The sequence below is a fragment of the Streptomyces sp. NPDC029292 genome, assembly GCF_055569295.1.
This window is the reverse complement of sequence record NZ_JBVHXR010000012.1, coordinates 1-17,016: the sequence shown is the minus strand read 5'-3', so window position 1 is coordinate 17,016 and position 17,016 is coordinate 1. Positions and strand designations below refer to the sequence as shown.

Below are 17,016 nucleotides of genomic sequence, written 5' to 3'. Positions count from 1 at the left end.
TAGGGAGTGCATGAACATGCCCACAAGAGGTCTCAACCACTCTGTGACCACGGGAAGCACTCCGTGCAACGCCCGGGCACGACAAAACCGCGGCACCCCGCACCGGGATGCCGCGGTCCTGCTCCGTCCACGCGACGGGCCGCCCCTCAGGGCGCGGGCACGCTACTTCTTGTCGTCACCCTTGCCCTTGTCGCCGCCGGCGCCCATGGACTCGTAGATCTCCTTGCACATGGGGCACACGGGGTACTTCTTCGGGTCACGGCCCGGGACCCATACCTTGCCGCAGAGGGCCACGACGGGCGTGCCGTCGAGGGCGCTCGCCATGATCTTGTCCTTCTGGACGTAGTGGGCGAAGCGCTCGTGGTCGCCGTCACCGTGCGACACCTGCGGCGTCGGCTCTACGAGGGTCCCCGTCCCAGTACCTCGCTGGGGCTGGGTCTCAGGCTCAAGAGTGCTCATAACAGCCAAGGGTACTGAAGCCCGCACGCATCAGTTGAGCGAAGGGTCGTCCGGATACGTGGCCACCATCGCGAGTTCGTTGCGCTGGCGGCGCAGGACCTCGCGCCAGAGGCGTTCCGGGGACGGGGAGGAGACGTCTCCCGGTTCGGATTCGACGACGTACCAGGCACCCTCGACGAGTTCGTCCTCCAGCTGTCCGGGGCCCCAGCCCGCGTATCCGGCGAAGATTCTCAGGGAGCCGAGGGCCGCGGCGAGCAGCTCCGGCGGGGCCTCCAGATCGACGAGGCCGATCGCGCCGTGCACGCGCCGCCAGCCGAGGGGCGCCCGCTCGCCGGACGCGCCACCGCCCGGGATCACCGCGACGCCCAGCGCCGAGTCCAACGACACCGGACCGCCCTGGAAGACGACGCCGGGTTCGCCGGCCAGGTCCGCCCAGGCCTCCAGGATGTCGCCGACGTCCACCGGGGTCGGCCGGTTGAGGACGACACCGAGCGAGCCCTCCTCGTCGTGGTCGAGGAGCAGCACGACCGCGCGGTCGAAGTTCGGGTCCGCCAGGGCGGGCGTGGCCACGAGCAGCCGCCCTGTGAGCGAGGACACCTCGGTCATGCCAGACATGATCCCGCATCTTCCCGGTGCGGGGGGAGGCAATACCGGTACCGATGTGAGCGCAGCCATGAACAAAAGGAGTGGCCTGGTGGGGCCTCGTTCGAGGGTGGTGGTGGGAGACGGAAGGGCGCACGGGTGCGACTGGAGCGCACACCGGTTTCGGTTACCCCATGTGTCCGATTCGGAACGGTTCGTGTTGTGGCAAAGCTATGACGCAGCCGGGTGGCACATGGGCTTACTGAAGGGGGGTAGGCGGCCATTACCCTTGCCCTTCGGCTCCTGTACGACGGGCACGCCGACGACACACCCCTGCCCAACTCATCGGAACGCGAGATACATGACCGTCAACGACGATGTCCTGCTTGTCCACGGCGGAACTCCGCTTGAGGGCGAGATCCGTGTCCGTGGTGCGAAGAACCTCGTACCCAAGGCCATGGTCGCCGCCCTGCTGGGCAGCGCTCCGAGCCGGCTGCGCAATGTCCCCGACATCCGGGACGTGCGTGTCGTACGCGGGCTGCTGCAGCTGCACGGGGTGACGGTCCGTCCGGGAGAGGAGCCGGGCGAGCTGGTGCTCGACCCGTCGCACGTGGAGAGCGCGAACGTCGCCGACATCGATGCCCACGCGGGCTCGTCGCGCATCCCGATTCTTTTCTGCGGTCCGCTGCTGCACCGCCTGGGGCACGCGTTCATCCCGGGTCTGGGCGGCTGTGACATCGGCGGCCGTCCCATCGACTTCCACTTCGAGGTGCTGCGGCAGTTCGGCGCGAAGATCGAGAAGCGGGCGGACGGCCAGTACCTGGAGGCTCCGCAGCGGCTTCGCGGTACGAAGATCCAGCTGCCGTACCCGTCCGTCGGCGCGACCGAGCAGGTGCTGCTGACCGCCGTTCTGGCGGAGGGCGTCACCGAGCTGTCCAACGCGGCCGTGGAGCCCGAGATCGAGGACCTCATCTGCGTACTGCAGAAGATGGGCGCGATCATCGCCATGGACACCGACCGGACCATCCGCATCACCGGTGTCGACTCGCTCGGCGGCTACACCCACGCGGCCCTCCCGGACCGCCTGGAGGCCGCCTCCTGGGCTTCCGCGGCGCTGGCGACCGAAGGCAACATCTACGTCCGCGGCGCCCAGCAGCGCTCGATGATGACGTTCCTGAACACCTACCGCAAGGTCGGCGGCGCCTTCGAGATCGACGACGAGGGCATCCGCTTCTGGCACCCGGGCGGCCAGCTCAAGTCGATCGCCCTGGAGACGGACGTCCACCCCGGCTTCCAGACCGACTGGCAGCAGCCCCTGGTCGTCGCCCTGACGCAGGCGACCGGCCTCTCGATCATCCACGAGACGGTGTACGAGTCCCGCCTCGGCTTCACCTCCGCGCTCAACCAGATGGGCGCGCACATCCAGCTCTACCGCGAGTGCCTCGGCGGCTCGAACTGCCGCTTCGGCCAGCGCAACTTCCTCCACTCGGCGGTCGTTTCGGGCCCCACCAAGCTCCAGGGCGCCGACCTGGTCATCCCCGACCTGCGCGGCGGCTTCTCGTACCTCATCGCGGCCCTGGCGGCCCAGGGGACTTCGCGGGTGCACGGCATCGACCTCATCAACCGCGGCTACGAGAACTTCATGGAGAAGCTGGTGGAGCTCGGCGCGAAGGTGGAGCTGCCGGGCAAGGCTCTCGGATAAGCGGATCAGCGCGTACGACGATGGGGCGGCCCCCGGTGAAGGGGGCCGCCCCATTGGCGTACTGCTCTGCCGTGCGCCGTCCCGTGACGCGGGCGGCGTAGGCCTTACTTGCCCTTGGCGGCTTCCTTGAGCTTGCTGCCCGCGGAGACCTTCACGCTGTAGCCGGCCGGGATCTGGATCGGGTCGCCGGTCTGCGGGTTGCGCGCGGTGCGAGCGGCACGGTGGGTGCGCTCGAAGGTCAGGAAGCCGGGGATGGTGACCTTCTCGTCGCCCTTGGCGACGATCTCGCCGACGGTCTCGGCGAACGCGGCCAGAACGGCGTCGGCGTCCTTGCGGGTCACCTCGGCGCGGTCGGCCAGCGCGGCCACCAGCTCACTGCGGTTCATGTTGTTACTCCCGTGTTCTTCTTGCTGTTGAGGCGTGCCACGCGGCGGAGCCGCATATCGGGCACAGTGAAGCCGATGCTGCCAGGGTCCTCGGTAGGTCCCCGGACCCGGGTCCGTCGCCAGACCCTCGCGCCCGAAGACGCATCCTGCCCCCACCTGCGGCGGGAAAGCCAATCCGGCACCCCCGGGAGTCACACGAACACCCTTGGGAGTCACACGAAAAGGCCTGGAAGGCCTGAGCCTGGCCGCCACGATAAAGGCGGCCACAGGCGCCGCGTCCACGACGCGCCGGGGTCTCAGGCGGTCGTGGCGCCCGTCACAGCGGCGTGAACATCAGCACTCACGCGGTGTTGTTGCCCGCCTCCGTCACCCCTGCCGCCTTCGCGGCGTTGCGCACCGCTCCGGCGACCGCGCCCGCGACCTTGTCGTTGAAGACGCTCGGGATGATGTAGTTCGGGTTGAGTTCGTCCTCGGTCACCACGTCCGCCAGGGCGGCCGCGGCGGCCAGCATCATCTCCGTGTTGACCGTACGCGACTGGGCGTCCAGGAGGCCACGGAAGACGCCCGGGAAGACCAGGACGTTGTTGATCTGGTTGGGGAAGTCCGAGCGGCCGGTGGCGACAACTGCCGCCGTCAGACGGGCGATTGCCGGGTCGACCTCGGGGTCGGGGTTCGCGAGCGCGAACACGATGGCACCCTCGGCCATGGCGGCCACGTCGTCGCCGTCGATGACGTTCGGGGCGGAGACACCGATGAACACGTCGGCGCCGCGCACGGCCTCCTTCAACGTGCCCGTGAGGCCCTCGAGGTTGGTGTTGTCGGCGATCCAGCGCAGCGGCGAATCGGAGGCCGCGTCCACCAGGTCCGCGCGGTCCGCGTGCACGACGCCGTGGATGTCGGCGACGACGGCGTTCTTCACGCCCGCGGCGATGAGCAGCTTGAGGATGGCCGTACCGGCCGCGCCCGCGCCGGACATGACGACACGGATGTCGCCGATGGCCTTGCCCGCGACACGCAGGGCGTTCGTGAGGGCGGCGAGGACGACGATCGCGGTGCCGTGCTGGTCGTCGTGGAAGACGGGGATGTCGAGGGCCTCGCGCAGCCGGGCCTCGATCTCGAAGCAGCGGGGCGCGGAGATGTCCTCCAGGTTGATGCCCGCGAAGCCGGGGGCGATCGCCTTCACGATCTCCACGATCGCGTCGGTGTCCTGGGTGTCCAGGCAGATCGGCCAGGCGTCGATGCCGGCGAAGCGCTTGAAGAGGGCCGCCTTGCCCTCCATGACCGGGAGGGCGGCCATCGGGCCGATGTTGCCCAGGCCCAGCACGGCCGAGCCGTCCGTCACGACCGCAACGGAGTTGCGCTTGATGGTGAGGCGGCGGGCGTCCTCGGGGTTCTCGGCGATCGCCATGCACACGCGGGCCACACCCGGCGTGTAGATCATGGAGAGGTCGTCACGGTTGCGGATCGGGTGCTTGGACTGCATCTCGATCTTGCCGCCGAGGTGCATCAGGAACGTACGGTCCGAGACCTTGCCCAGCGTCACGCCCTCGATGCCGCGCAGCTGCTCGACGATCTCTTCGGCGTGCGCCGTGGAGGTCGCCGCGATGGTGACGTCGATCTGGAGCTTCTCGTGGCCGGAGGCGGTCACGTCGAGGCCGGTCACCGAGCCTCCGTGGGACTCGACGGCCGTGGTGAGCTGGGAGACCGCGGTTCCGCTCGCGGGCACCTCCAGCCGGACCGTCATCGAGTAGGAGACGCTGGGCGCCGTTGCCATGGCCGACTTCCTCTGCTTTCACCGTGTACCGCGTGTACTGCGCTCGTACTGCTGGAGCGCTGGTATGCCGTCCGATCGTCGCACCTACCGTCGAGTACGCGGTAGCCGCCCCGGATTGCGAACGTTTTGTTCGCGCGTAAACGGGCACTTTCGGAAAACTACTTCCACCATACGAGAAGTCTGGGCGCAGCAAAAGAGGCCCACGTCACGGGGTGACGTGGGCCTCTCCTAGTTCAATGACACCGACCCGCCATGCTCGCCTCGCGGCAAGTGGTCGCTCGTAGCGACGAAGGTTGGGCCCGGGGGCTTGGATCGGGCCGGTGTCACGTCAACGGTAACAAACGATCCCCGTAAGGCAATTCCCGCCCCGAGAGTTCAATGGAGAGTTCATGTGAGCGGGGCGGGGCGGCCGGGAGGGCGGGAGAGCGCGGCCCGCCTCAGTCCCGGAGCAGATCCGGCACCCCGCTCCCATCGGGCTCGTCCCGTTCGCACGACACGACGGTCAGCTGCTGAGTGGCCCGGGTGAGCGCGACGTACAGCACACGCAGCCCCGCGGGTGACTCGTCGGCGATCTCCGCGGGAGATACGACGATCGTCGCGTCGTACTCCAGTCCCTTGGCCTCCAGGCTGCCGAGCGCCACCACACGGTCGCCGAGCCCGGCAAGCCAGCGGGCGGCCTCCTCGCGCCGGTTCATGGCGACGACGACGCCCACGGTGCCGTCGACGCGGTCGAGGAGATGGGCGGCCTCGGCCCGTACGGTCTGCGCGAGGGAGTCCCGTGGGCCGGTGCCGTGTCCCTTGTCCGTCGCCACAAAACGCGGCTCGACACCCGTGGACCGTACGGCGGACGGGGACTGCGATCCCGGCATGGCGAGGGCGAGGACCTTGGCGGCCAGCTCGGCGATCTCGGCGGGGTTGCGGTAGTTGACGGTGAGGTTGAAGCGTCGCCGGGGGCGGGTCCCCAGGGCCTCGTCCCGCGCCTCCGCGGCCTCGTCGGGGTCGGACCAGGACGACTGGGCCGGATCCCCCACGACGGTCCAGGTGGCATGGCGTCCCCGCCGCCCGACCATCCGCCACTGCATGGGCGTGAGGTCCTGCGCCTCGTCGACGATGACGTGCGCGTACTCGGTCCGCTCCTGCGCGAGCCGCTCGGCGCGCTCGCGCTGCGACTCCTCGCGTTCGGGCATGAGCTCTTCGAGGCCTGTGAGCTGGTCGAGCGGGTCGAGGTCACGCCGCTTCTTGGGCCGGGCGGGGGTGCCGAGGATGGCGTTCAGCTCGTCGAGCATCGCCACGTCGTGCACGGAGAGCCCGTCCCGCTTGAGCGAGCGCGCCACCCGCCGCGCCTCACCGGGGTTGAGGATGCGCCGCGCCCAGCGCCCGAGCCGCCGCTCGTCGGCCATGGCGGCCAGCACGCCGCGCGGGGTCAGCTCCGGCCACCACGCGTCCAGGAACGCGATGAAACTGTCCTCGGACGTGATGTCCTCGTCGAACGACGACCGCAGCTCGGCCGCCAGCTCCGGGTCCGTGTGCCGCGTCCCGGCCCCCGACCGCGCCCACAGCGCGTCGAGCAGCAGCTTGCGGGCGCGCGGACGCAGCAGGTTGACGGGCGCGGTCCCGCTGAGCACGTTGTGCTTGATGCGGTCCAGCTCGGCGGCCTCCAGTTCCAGGCGACGCCCGAAGGCGACGACGCGGAGGCGGGTGGGCACCGTCGCGGGGCCCTGCGGCTCGGTTTCCTCCTCGCCGAAGGCGAGCTGCTCGGAGCCGCCCGCGGCGTGCTCCGCGCCCACGGATGCCTGCCCGGCGCCCCCGTTCCGGGGGGAGCGCGAGGGCCCGGCGTCCGGCGCCGGTTCGAGGGCGCCCCGCGCCGCCTTCCGCAGCACCTTCAGCATCCGGTACGAGCCCTTGGCGCGGGCCACGGCCGGGGAGTCGTACAGGGTGGCCTCCGCGCCGTCGACGAGCGAGCCGATCGCCCGGATGGCGACCTGGCCCTCCTCGCCGAGGGACGGGAGGACGCCCTCGGTGTAGGCGACCAGCAGAGGGGTCGGGGAGACGATGAGGATGCCGCCCGCGTAGCGGCGGCGGTCCTGGTAGAGGAGGTACGCCGCCCGGTGCAGGGCCACCGCCGTCTTGCCCGTGCCCGGTCCGCCCTCGACGTACGTCACCGAGGCGGCGGGGGCGCGGATCACCAGGTCCTGCTCCGCCTGGATCGACGCCACGATGTCGCGCATGGTGTGGCTGCGGGCCTGGCCGAGGGCCGCCATCAGCGCACCGTCGCCGATCACCGGGAGTTCCCGGCCGTCGAGGGTGGCTTTCAGCTCCGGACGCATCAGGTCGTCCTCGACACCGAGGACCTTGCGCCCCTTGGACCGGACGACCCGACGACGTACGACCCGACCCGGATCGACCGGCGTCGAACGGTAGAACGGCGCGGCGGCGGGCGCCCGCCAGTCGATCACCAGCGGCGTGTAGTCCACGTCGAGGACGCCGATACGGCCGATGTGCAGCGTCTCCGCGATCTCGGCGGTGTTGTCCGCACGGACCGCGCCCTCGGCCGGTTCGACGGCCGTGTACGCGCCGTCCGGCCCCTTCTTGCCGTCCTTCCCGAGGAGCAGGTCGATCCGTCCGAAGAGAAAGTCCTCGAACTCGTTGTTGAGGCGGTTGAGGTGAATTCCCGCCCGGAACACCTGGGCGTCCCGCTCCGCGAGCGCCCCCGGCGTCCCGACCTGACCGCGCTTGGCGGCGTCGTTCATGAGGAACTCAGCCTCGTGGATCTTCTCCTCGAGGCGCCGGTAGACCCGGTCCAGATGTTCCTGTTCGACGCTGATCTCCCGATCCCGTACGGAGTCGTCCTTGACGGAGACGTCGCCTACGGATTCATGGACCGAGCCGAGCGCGGTTTCCTGCTGAGCCTGAGCGGCCACCGGGCCCCCTTCTGACGTGCTGGGCAGCCGTCAACCGTACGCGAAGGGGGGCCCGGAGGCTACGCGCGCGCTCCGGGTTCGCTCACGCGTTCACCTCCACGAGCCGCTTCCCGTCGAACGTCATGACCTCGAAGTGGTCGATCTCGTTCGGCTTGAAGGCGGCGCCGCCGTGCACGTAGAGCGGGGATTTCGCCTCTTCCGTCTTGGCGTTCGGGATGCCGTAGCCCCATTTCGGGACCGCCCAGGAGGTCACCGTCTCGCGCTCGCCGTTCTTGCCCACGGCGATCAGGGAGCACTTGAGCGGGCCCTTGACGTTCTTGAGCTGGAGGACGGCGTGGGTGCCCCAGTCCTTCTTCTCGACGGCGACGACGGCGTTGACCTTGGTGCTCGGGTCGGTGGCTTCCGTCTTGTCGGTCATGACCTGGAAGGCGGCCTTGGCGGGGCTGGTCTCCATGGGCATGGCCTGGTTGCTGCCGGTGTCGTTGCCGCTGTTGACCGCCATCACCGTCAGCGGACCGCCGATGATCAGCGCGGCCGCGGCCGCCACCAGGTACATCCCGCGCCGGCGCTTGAGGGCGCGCCGCTCGGACACCTCGTCGACCAGCCGTTCCGCGAGCCGCGGGCTCGGGCGGGCGGCCAGGGACTCGCCGATGGCCGGGGTGCCCTGGGAGGCGGGCAGATCCGCGAGCGCGGCGAGCATCGGCTCCATCCCGGCGAGCTCGTCGAGCTGCTGAGCGCACCATTCGCAGGTCGCGAGGTGAGCCTCGAAAGCGGTTGCTTCGGCGTCGTCGAGAATCCCGAGGGCGTAGGCGCCGACGGCCTCATGAATGTCACCGGGGTTCTGCTGTCCCCGTGGACCCTGCATGGCTCCTGGACCACCCGTTCCGTATCCCCCGTATGCGTTGTTCATGCCGTCACCCCCCGCTCCTCCAGCGCCAGCTTCATCGACCGCAGGGCGTAGAACACCCGCGAGCGCACGGTGCCGCTGGGGATGCCGAGCGTCTCGGCCGCCTCATTGACCGTACGCCCTTTGAAGTACGTTTCGACCAAGACTTCCCTGTGAGCAGGGGTCAGGTCGTCCAGCGCGTCCGACAGTGTCATCAGCCACAACGCCTTGTCGATCTCGTCCTCCGCGGGGATGACCTCCAGCGGCGACGGGTCCACCTCCTGCGGCCGGGCCTGCCGGCTGCGGTGGCCGTCGATGACGATGCGCCGGGCAACCGTCACAAGCCAGGGGCGTACCGAACCGGTCGCACGATTGAGCTGACCGGCGTTCTTCCAGGCACGGATGAGCGTCTCCTGCACGACGTCCTCGGCGCGCTGCCGGTCTCCGGCGACCAGCCGCAGGACATAGGCGAGGAGGGGTCCCGCGTGTTCCCGGTACAGCGCACGCATCAGCTCCTCGTCGGGTTCGGTCGACGAGGGCTGGGACATGCGATGTCGGGCCCTTGGCCTTCGTTCATCAGCCACGGCGGAATCCTTGCGCACGCCTACCTCCGGTGTCCGGGGGTTCCCCCAGTCGGTCGCTCATCTCCGGGTACGTGCGTAGGCGGGCGTGTGTTCAAAGAGGTCGCACATATTTCTTGGTCGGGGTGTGAAGAGGGTTTCTTGATCACTCCGTGCGGTCGGGGCGTCACATTCGGATGGGTTGGGGGTGGGGTCCGGGGCGGTCCCGGATGGGTTCCGGGCGGGTCCCGGATGGGTTCCGGGTGGGTCCCGGGCAGGTCCCGGATAGGTTCCGGGCAGTCCCGGATGGGTTCACGCGCGGGCGAGGGCCGCCCGGCGCCGGTGCCGGGCCACGCGCTCCCGGTTGCCGCACACCTCACTGGAGCACCATCGTCGGCGCCGGCCCCGCGAGGTGTCGAGATAGACGATCGGACAGTTGTCCCCCTCGCACTGCCTGAGGCTCGCCCGCGCCACCGGATCGGTGAGCAGATCGAGGGCGTCCCGGGCGACGACGGAGAGCAGTTCATCGCAGCCGGGCGGGGTGCGCAGCCGGCGGTGCAGCGAACCGTCGTCCGCGCGGACGGCCCAGGGCGCGGGCGGGGTGGCCAGCGCGACCGCGTTGACGCGGGCGAGCGCCGTGCCGGCGGGCCGCGCGTCCAGTTCGCCGCGCACCAACTGCGCGATGTGTCCGCGCAGTTCACAAAATCTCAGGAGCCAGGAGGTGTCCGCCTCCAGCGGCGTGCCCGGGGGCACCAGGCCGGACGCGGCGATCCAGGCGCGCAGCCGGACGGCCGAGTCGAGCCGTTCCTCGGGATGGGTGGTCGCCGTCAGGTCCAGGCAGATCCGCCCGGAGTCGAACCGCAGCTCGTACGAGGCCGTGGCCATGCCCGATGCCATGTGCCTGTCACCGCCTTGGGGTTACCGCCGTGAGGGGTCGGTGAGGTGTCAGCGAAAGGTGCCTGCGGGGGTCGTACCCCCTACAGTGCATGCCCGCACGCGCGGCCGGAAGACTCAGTACCGCTCATGTCCTGGACGCGTGCTTATGCGGCCGCGCGCCTGAGCCATGTCACCCGTGCCACGGCGTCGGTTGACTGAAGGACATGACAGACAACAGCACGGGGCGGCGTACGACCGCCGGAGGTGTACTGGGTGCGGCCACGGTCGCGATGGGCCTGATCGCCGGGGTCTTCTACATTTTCGCCTGCGACGTCATGCCGTCACTGGCCCGCAGCGACGACCGGGTCTTCATCGAGGTCATGCAGAACATCAACGACGTGATCCAGAACCCGGTGTTCTTCCTGAGCTTCATGGGCGCGCTGGTTCTGACGGCGATCTCGGCCTGGCAGCTGCGCGGCTCGCCGTACCGGTGGTGGGTGTTCGCCGCCCTCGCCGCGTACGCGCTCGCCTTCCTCTTCACCGTCGTCGTGAACATCCCGCTCAACAACGACCTCGCGGACGCGGGCGACCCGGCGAAGATCGCCGATCCGGCCGCCGTACGCGAGAAGTTCGAGGACACGTGGGTGGCGTGGAACGTCGTACGGGCGCTGCTGTCGACGCTGGCGCTGGCGTGCCTGGCCCGTGCGCTGCTGCTGTACCGGCGACCGTAGAACCTGTCTCCGATCCCCGGTCCGGCGCAGGCTCTACACGTCGGCGTACTTGGAGTCCGCGGCCGGGTCGAGTGCGAGCCGGTAGCCGCGCTTGACGACGGTCTGGATGAGCTTGGGCGCGCCAAGTGCCGTACGCAGCCGGGCCATCGCCGTCTCCACGGCATGCTCGTCCCGCCCGGCTCCCGGCAGCGCGCGCAGCAGCTCGGACCGGGCCACCACCCATCCCGGCCGCCGCGACAGGGCCCGCAGCAGCGACATCCCGGCGGGCGGTACGGGCCGCAGCGCCCCGTCCACCATCACCGCGTGCCCGCGGATCTCCACCCGGTGCCCGGCGATGGGCAACGTCCGTGCCCGCCCCGGCAGTTCCTGGCACAGCAGCTGTACGAGGGGGCCGAGCCGGAAGCGTTCGGGCTGGACCGTGTCGATGCCGTGCGCTTGCAGCGGCAGGGCGGTGACCGGGCCGACGCAGGCGGGGAGCACGTCGTGGTGGAGGGCGGCGAGCAGCTCGGGCAGCAGGCCGCGGTCCTCCGCCCTGGACAGCAGGGAGGCGGCGGCGGGCGCGCTGGTGAAGCTGAGCGCGTCCAGGCCGCGGGTGACCGTCGCGTCGAGCAGCCGGTCGACGGGGCCTATGTCCTCCGGCGGCATCCACCGGTACACGGGGACGCCGACGACCTCGGCTCCCGCGGCCCGCAGCGACTCCACGAACCCGGGTACCGGCTCGCCGTGCAGCTGGATGGCGACGCGGCGGCCTTCGACGCCCTCCTCCAGGAGCTTGTCGAGCACCTCGGCCATGGACTCGGAGGAGGGGGACCACTCCTCGGTCAGCCCCTGGGCCCTTATGGCGCCCTTGACCTTGGGGCCGCGGGCGAGCAGCTCGACACCGCGCAGCCGCGCGAGCAGATCCTCGCCGAGCCCCCACCCGTCGGCGGCCTCGACCCAGCCCCGGAAGCCGATGGCGGTGGTGGCCACCACGACATCCGGTGCCTCGTCGATCAGCTCCTTGGTGGCGGCGAGCAGTTCGCCGTCGTCGGCGAGCGGCACGATGCGCAGGGCGGGCGCGTGTACGACGGAGGCGCCGCGGCGCTGGAGCAGCGCCCCGAGCTCGTCGGCCCGGCGCGCGGCCGTCACGCCCACGGTGAACCCCGAGAGGGGGCCGTGATCTGGTCGGGCCGGTCGCTGCTGTTCGTCGTACATGGCTCGGCTCTCGTCTCGCGCTCGTCGAGTCGTCGTGCATGGGGTGGTGCGGTGGTGCGGTCGTGCGCCCAGGCAGTGCGCTCGTACGTCTGGGTGGTGCGGTCGTGCACCCGGGTTGTGCGCTCGTGAAGGTGCGGCTGACCGAGCCTGTCAACGCCCCGTGACAGGCTCGGATCAGCTTGATGTCGCTGGTGTTACGTCACACCTTGGCGTAGCTGAGCTGCGCCTTCGCCTCCTTGGCCGCCGCGGCCGGGGCTCCGGCGGCGGCCGGGCGGCGAAGGTATACAGCCCAGGTGACCGCGAAGCAGACCGCGTAGAAGGCGAGGAAGGTGACGAAGGCGCCGGTGCCGGAGCCGTAGGAGAGGAAGGACTGCCGGAAGGCGAGGTTGATGCCGACGCCGCCGAGCGCGCCCACCGCGCCGATGAGCCCCATGGAGGCGCCGGAGAGCCGACGCCCGTACAGGGCGGCTTCCTCCCCTTCGAGTCCCTTGGCGAGCGCCTTGGCCTGGAAGATGCCGGGGATCATCTTGTACGTCGACCCGTTGCCGAGCCCGCTGAGCACGAACAGGACCACGAAGACGGCGACGAACAGCGGCAGCGACTTCTGCATGGAGGCGAAGACGAGGATGGCGGTCGCCGCGGCCATGCCGATGAAGTTGTAGAGGGTGATCTTCGCGCCGCCGTACCGGTCGGCGAGCCAGCCGCCGACGGGCCGGATCAGCGAGCCGAGCAGCGGACCGATGAAGGTGAGGTACGCCGCCTGCAGGGGCGTACGCCCGAACTGGACCTGGAGCACCTGTCCGAAGGCGAACGCGTAGCCGATGAACGACCCGAACGTGCCGATGTACAGGAAGGCCATGATCCAGGTGTGCGCGTCCTTCGCGGCGTCCTTGGCGGCTCCGGTGTCGTTCTTCACGGACGAGATGTTGTCCATGTAGAGCGCGGCGAGGGCGGCGGCGACGAGGATGAGCGGGATGTAGATCCCCAGCAGGACCCTCGGCCCGCCGCTCGCCCCGATGATGGCGAGCGCCACGAGCTGGATGACCGGCACGCCGATGTTGCCGCCGCCGGCGTTGAGCCCGAGCGCCCACCCCTTCTTCTTCAGCGGGAAGAAGGCGTTGATGTTGGTCATGGAGGAGGCGAAGTTCCCGCCCCCGATCCCGGCGAGCAGACCGATGACGAGGAAGGTGGAGAAGGAAGTCCCCGGCTTCATGACCACGAACGCGGCGATCGTCGGGATCAGCAGCAGGCTGGCCGACACGATCGTCCAGTTCCGCCCGCCGAAGATCGCGACCGCGAAGGTGTAAGGCACCCGCACGACCGCCCCGACCAGCGTCACCATGGACGTCAGCATGAACTTGTCGGCCGGGGTGAGCCCGTACTCGGGCCCCATGAAGAGCACGAGCACGGACCACAGGGTCCAGATCGAGAACCCGATGTGCTCGGACAGCACGGAGAACAACAGATTCCGGCGTGCGACCTTCTCGCCGGTCTCGTTCCAGAAGGCCTCGTTCTCCGGATCCCATTCCTCGATCCAGCGGCCTCCCCTGCTCCGTGCGGGGGCTGTACTAGGGGCTGTCATGACGCCTCCACGGTTCTCCGGTGCGGTGCGCGTGTCGTACTTGGGGATGACAACCGAAGGTAGGGAGGGCGCGTTTCCGGCCTGTGCCTGTGGGTGACCGGAAAGGAACTTTGCTCTCACTCGGGCGGGGATGGGTCGGTGAGGACGAGACCACGCGCGAAGGCGTCGAGGCCGGGGAGAGCGGCGTAGAGCTGTCCCAGTTCGTTGGTGAAGGCGAGCAGCTGGACGTCGACGGCGGGCTCCCCCGTACGCCAGTGGTAGGCCAGGACTCCCAGGACGGCATCGGGGTCCTGCGGGTCGTCGGGGTCCTGCGGGTCGTGGGGATTCAGCGGCACGAAGCGGAGGACGCGCATCCCGTCGCCGAGGTGGTCGGTGGCGAAGTCCTCCCTGACCGGCATCCTCCCGGTCGCCTCCTCGTACTCGAGGGATCCGGAGTAGTACTAGGCGGCCGCCACGTCGTCGTGCTCCGGCTGCCAGAAGCCCACGAAGACGGGCACGGGCGGCTTGCGCAGATCGGGCCAGTACAGGAGGTGGAAGTGCGCGGGCACCAGGTCGAACAGCTGGGCGCAACTGTCCCGGATCTGGTCGGCGACGCGGGAGTGCAGGTCGTCCGCGATGTTCTGGTGCCTACTGCTGCGGGGGCTGGCCGTAGGGGTTGGGGTGCGGCTGACCGTACGGGGCGGGCTGCGACTGCGGTTGTCCGTACGGCTGTTGGGGTTGCTGCGGCTGCGGCTGCTGGGGCTGCTGGGGTACGGCGCCGGGCTGGGCATAGGGGCCAGGGGCCGCCTGCTGGCCGTAGGGGGACGGAGCGGGGGCCTGTTGCCCGTACAGGCCGGGGGCGGGCGGAGCGTACTGGCCGGGGGCATACGGGCCTGGGGCCTGCTGGCCGGGGGCGTACGGGGCAGGGGGCTGCCGGCCGGGGGCGTACGGGCCAGGGGGCTGCTGGCCGTGCGGGCCCGCGATCTGCTGTGCGTACGCCGTCGGCGGCAGATACCGCACCCGGCCGCCCTCCTCCGTCACCGGCGCGAACCCGGCGGCCTGCAATCGGGCCGCGAACTTGGCGTTGCGCTTGCGCGTGACGGGGAGGCCGATGGCGATGGCAGCCATGAGCACCGCCCACAGAATGCCCGCCACGGTGAAGGCGGTGGAGTCCCCACCGGCCCGGACCCCCAGCACGACACACCCGACGGTGACGCCGAGGGCCCCATACAACATCCGCTTCTCGGCGTTCTTCCCGGTCAGGTCGAAGTTGATCCGCGCCTTGAGCAGTTCATGCGCGTCGGGGATGACGGGCGGGAGGGACTTGGGCTCCCCGTCCCCGGCCTGCGGAAACTGCGCCCAGTTCTGCGCGGCCCGCGCCTGGGCCTGCGGACTGGGATCGGGCACGATGAGCATCACGAGCGCGTTGTTCCGCCCACCGCCCTGCCGTACGTCCGCGTACTCGTACCCGAACTGCTGGGCGATGAAGGCGAGCCGGGCCAGCTTCTTCACGGAGGCTATGGGGCTGGTGAGCTGAACCGGCTCCCCACTCGCCATCAACTGGAACATCTTCCGTACCTGCCGCTTACTCACCGCGCCAACTCCCCGTCCAGCCAACAGCCTTCACTTACGCAACCGCACTACGGTGCCATGCCCGCATACGTCTGCAAAACCGGGGGAGCGCCCACTTGACTCGGGCTTGACGGGGCCTTGGCGCGCCTGCGGCTTCTCGCACAGGTTTCGGCCGTCGGCGGCGGCACGTTGCATGATCATGCAGAATGTTGCATAGTCTTGCCATGTCCAAGGTCCTCACCTCCCTCCCGACCGGCGAGCGCGTCGGCATTGCCTTCTCCGGCGGGCTCGACACCTCGGTCGCCGTCGCCTGGATGCGCGACAAGGGCGCCATCCCGTGCACGTACACCGCCGACATCGGTCAGTACGACGAGCCCGACATCGCGTCCGTGCCCGGTCGCGCCTCCGCGTACGGCGCCGAGATCACCCGGCTCGTCGACTGCCGTGCCGCGCTGGTCGAGGAAGGGCTGGCGGCGCTCGCGTGCGGCGCGTTCCACATCAGGTCGGGCGGCCGCCCGTACTTCAACACCACGCCGCTGGGACGTGCCGTGACCGGCACGCTGCTGGTGCGGGCCATGCTCGAGGACAGGGTGCAGATCTGGGGCGACGGCTCCACGTTCAAGGGCAACGACATCGAGCGGTTCTACCGGTACGGGCTGCTCGCCAATCCGCACCTGCGGATCTACAAGCCCTGGCTGGACGCGGACTTCGTCACGGAGCTCGGCGGCCGCAAGGAGATGTCGGAGTGGCTGCTCGAGCACGGGCTGCCGTACCGGGACTCGACGGAGAAGGCGTACTCCACGGACGCCAACATCTGGGGCGCCACGCACGAGGCCAAGACCCTGGAGCACCTCGACACCGGCATCGAGACGGTCGACCCGATCATGGGCGTGCGTTTCTGGGACCCGTCGGTGGAGATCGCCACGGAGGACGTGACGGTCGGCTTCGACCAGGGTCGCCCGGTCACCATCAACGGCAAGGAGTTCGCCTCCCCGGTCGACCTCGTCATGGAGGCCAACGCGATCGGTGGCCGGCACGGTCTGGGCATGTCCGACCAGATCGAGAACCGGGTGATCGAGGCCAAGAGCCGCGGCATCTACGAGGCACCCGGGATGGCCCTGCTGCACATCGTCTACGAGCGTCTGGTCAACGCGATCCACAACGAGGACACCGTGGCCGCGTACCACAACGAGGGCCGGCGGCTCGGCCGGCTGCTCTACGAAGGCCGCTGGCTGGACCCGCAGGCGCTGATGGTGCGCGAGTCACTGCAGCGCTGGGTCGGCGCGGCGATCACCGGCGAGGTGACCCTGCGGCTGCGGCGCGGCGAGGACTACTCGGTCCTCGACACCCGGGGCCCGGCGCTCAGTTACCACCCGGACAAGCTCTCCATGGAGCGGACCGAGGACTCGGCGTTCGGCCCGGTGGACCGGATCGGCCAGCTCACCATGCGGAACCTGGACATCGCCGACTCCCGTGCGCGGCTCGAGCAGTACGCGGGCCTGGGCATGGTCGGCACCGCCCACCCGACGCTGATCGGCGCCGCGCAGGCGGCCTCGACCGGTCTGATCGGCGCCATGCACGAGGGCGGCGCCGAGGCGATCGCCTCGCGCGGCGAAGCCACGGCCGAGGAGGCGGCCGAGGAGACGATGCTGGACCGCGCCGCGATGGAGTCCGGCACGGACTGAGACCAGTCACCGGTCGTACGCACCTGGGCAGCGGGGGGGGGGGGGGGGGGGGGGGGGGGGGGGGGGGGGGGGGGGGGGGGGGGGGGGGGGGGGGGGGGAGGAGGAGGGGGGGGGGGGGGGGGTGTTT

15 protein-coding genes are annotated in these 17,016 nt (G+C 70.1%); 3 read left to right on the top strand and 12 right to left on the bottom strand.

All coding sequences use genetic code 11. From position 1 onward, the window contains the following. Positions 1-162: 162 nt before the first annotated feature. Together ACZ4WS_RS25095 and ACZ4WS_RS25090 are read right to left on the bottom strand one after the other, a co-directional pair. Positions 163-459 (bottom strand): DUF3039 domain-containing protein, encoded by a 297-nt coding sequence (locus ACZ4WS_RS25095; protein WP_467983542.1) that lies wholly within the window; start codon positions 457-459, stop codon positions 163-165. Between the two features lie 30 nt (positions 460-489). After that, entirely contained in the window at positions 490-1,065 is a 576-nt protein-coding gene (locus ACZ4WS_RS25090; RefSeq protein WP_467983541.1) for a YqgE/AlgH family protein, read from the bottom strand. Between the two features lie 337 nt (positions 1,066-1,402). Here ACZ4WS_RS25090 and murA point away from each other — a divergent pair, with 337 nt between their 5' ends. After that, positions 1,403-2,743 carry a UDP-N-acetylglucosamine 1-carboxyvinyltransferase gene (gene murA / locus ACZ4WS_RS25085; RefSeq protein WP_467983539.1) on the top strand — a complete coding sequence of 447 codons (1,341 nt, stop codon included), beginning with the start codon at positions 1,403-1,405 and terminating at the stop codon, positions 2,741-2,743. A gap of 104 nt (positions 2,744-2,847) precedes the next feature. Here the strand turns inward: murA and ACZ4WS_RS25080 are convergent, their stop codons facing one another. From ACZ4WS_RS25080 to ACZ4WS_RS25055, 6 genes are all read right to left on the bottom strand, one after another. Beyond that, complete coding sequence (locus tag ACZ4WS_RS25080; protein WP_007382399.1) at positions 2,848-3,129, bottom strand: HU family DNA-binding protein; 282 nt, start codon at positions 3,127-3,129, stop codon at positions 2,848-2,850. Positions 3,130-3,469: 340 nt separating this feature from the next. Continuing rightward, on the bottom strand, positions 3,470-4,903 hold the full coding sequence (locus ACZ4WS_RS25075) for an NAD-dependent malic enzyme (RefSeq protein ID WP_467983537.1): 1,434 nt from the start codon (positions 4,901-4,903) through the stop codon (positions 3,470-3,472). A gap of 437 nt (positions 4,904-5,340) precedes the next feature. Further along, positions 5,341-7,824: a HelD family protein gene (locus ACZ4WS_RS25070; RefSeq protein ID WP_467983535.1), complete on the bottom strand. Its 2,484-nt coding sequence runs from the start codon at positions 7,822-7,824 to the stop codon at positions 5,341-5,343. Between the two features lie 82 nt (positions 7,825-7,906). Then, complete coding sequence (locus tag ACZ4WS_RS25065; protein WP_467983533.1) at positions 7,907-8,689, bottom strand: anti-sigma factor family protein; 783 nt, start codon at positions 8,687-8,689, stop codon at positions 7,907-7,909. A 41-nt stretch (positions 8,690-8,730) separates the two neighbouring features. Beyond that, the gene (locus ACZ4WS_RS25060; RefSeq protein WP_467983531.1) at positions 8,731-9,258 is read right to left on the bottom strand and encodes a sigma-70 family RNA polymerase sigma factor; all 528 of its coding nucleotides are present in this window, start codon (positions 9,256-9,258) and stop codon (positions 8,731-8,733) included. A 324-nt stretch (positions 9,259-9,582) separates the two neighbouring features. Continuing rightward, on the bottom strand, positions 9,583-10,167 hold the full coding sequence (locus ACZ4WS_RS25055; protein ID WP_467983529.1) for a CGNR zinc finger domain-containing protein: 585 nt from the start codon (positions 10,165-10,167) through the stop codon (positions 9,583-9,585). Between the two features lie 203 nt (positions 10,168-10,370). Between ACZ4WS_RS25055 and ACZ4WS_RS25050 the strand changes: the two genes are divergently transcribed. Further along, positions 10,371-10,877: an anthrone oxygenase family protein gene (locus tag ACZ4WS_RS25050; protein ID WP_467983527.1), complete on the top strand. Its 507-nt coding sequence runs from the start codon at positions 10,371-10,373 to the stop codon at positions 10,875-10,877. 33 nt (positions 10,878-10,910) lie between these two features. Here the strand turns inward: ACZ4WS_RS25050 and ACZ4WS_RS25045 are convergent, their stop codons facing one another. From ACZ4WS_RS25045 to ACZ4WS_RS25030, 4 genes are all read right to left on the bottom strand, one after another. Beyond that, the gene (locus ACZ4WS_RS25045) at positions 10,911-12,071 is read right to left on the bottom strand and encodes a uroporphyrinogen-III synthase (protein WP_467983524.1); all 1,161 of its coding nucleotides are present in this window, start codon (positions 12,069-12,071) and stop codon (positions 10,911-10,913) included. A 199-nt stretch (positions 12,072-12,270) separates the two neighbouring features. Then, on the bottom strand, positions 12,271-13,653 hold the full coding sequence (locus ACZ4WS_RS25040) for a nitrate/nitrite transporter (protein ID WP_467983522.1): 1,383 nt from the start codon (positions 13,651-13,653) through the stop codon (positions 12,271-12,273). A gap of 116 nt (positions 13,654-13,769) precedes the next feature. Beyond that, complete coding sequence (locus ACZ4WS_RS25035; RefSeq protein WP_467983520.1) at positions 13,770-14,051, bottom strand: hypothetical protein; 282 nt, start codon at positions 14,049-14,051, stop codon at positions 13,770-13,772. Between the two features lie 229 nt (positions 14,052-14,280). Beyond that, positions 14,281-15,225 carry a hypothetical protein gene (locus tag ACZ4WS_RS25030; protein WP_467983518.1) on the bottom strand — a complete coding sequence of 315 codons (945 nt, stop codon included), beginning with the start codon at positions 15,223-15,225 and terminating at the stop codon, positions 14,281-14,283. Between the two features lie 203 nt (positions 15,226-15,428). On the opposite strand from ACZ4WS_RS25030, the gene argG reads away from it, so the two are divergent. Then, a complete protein-coding gene (gene argG, locus ACZ4WS_RS25025) occupies positions 15,429-16,889 on the top strand; it encodes an argininosuccinate synthase (protein ID WP_467983515.1) in 1,461 nt (486 codons plus the stop codon). Positions 16,890-17,016 lie beyond the last annotated feature (127 nt).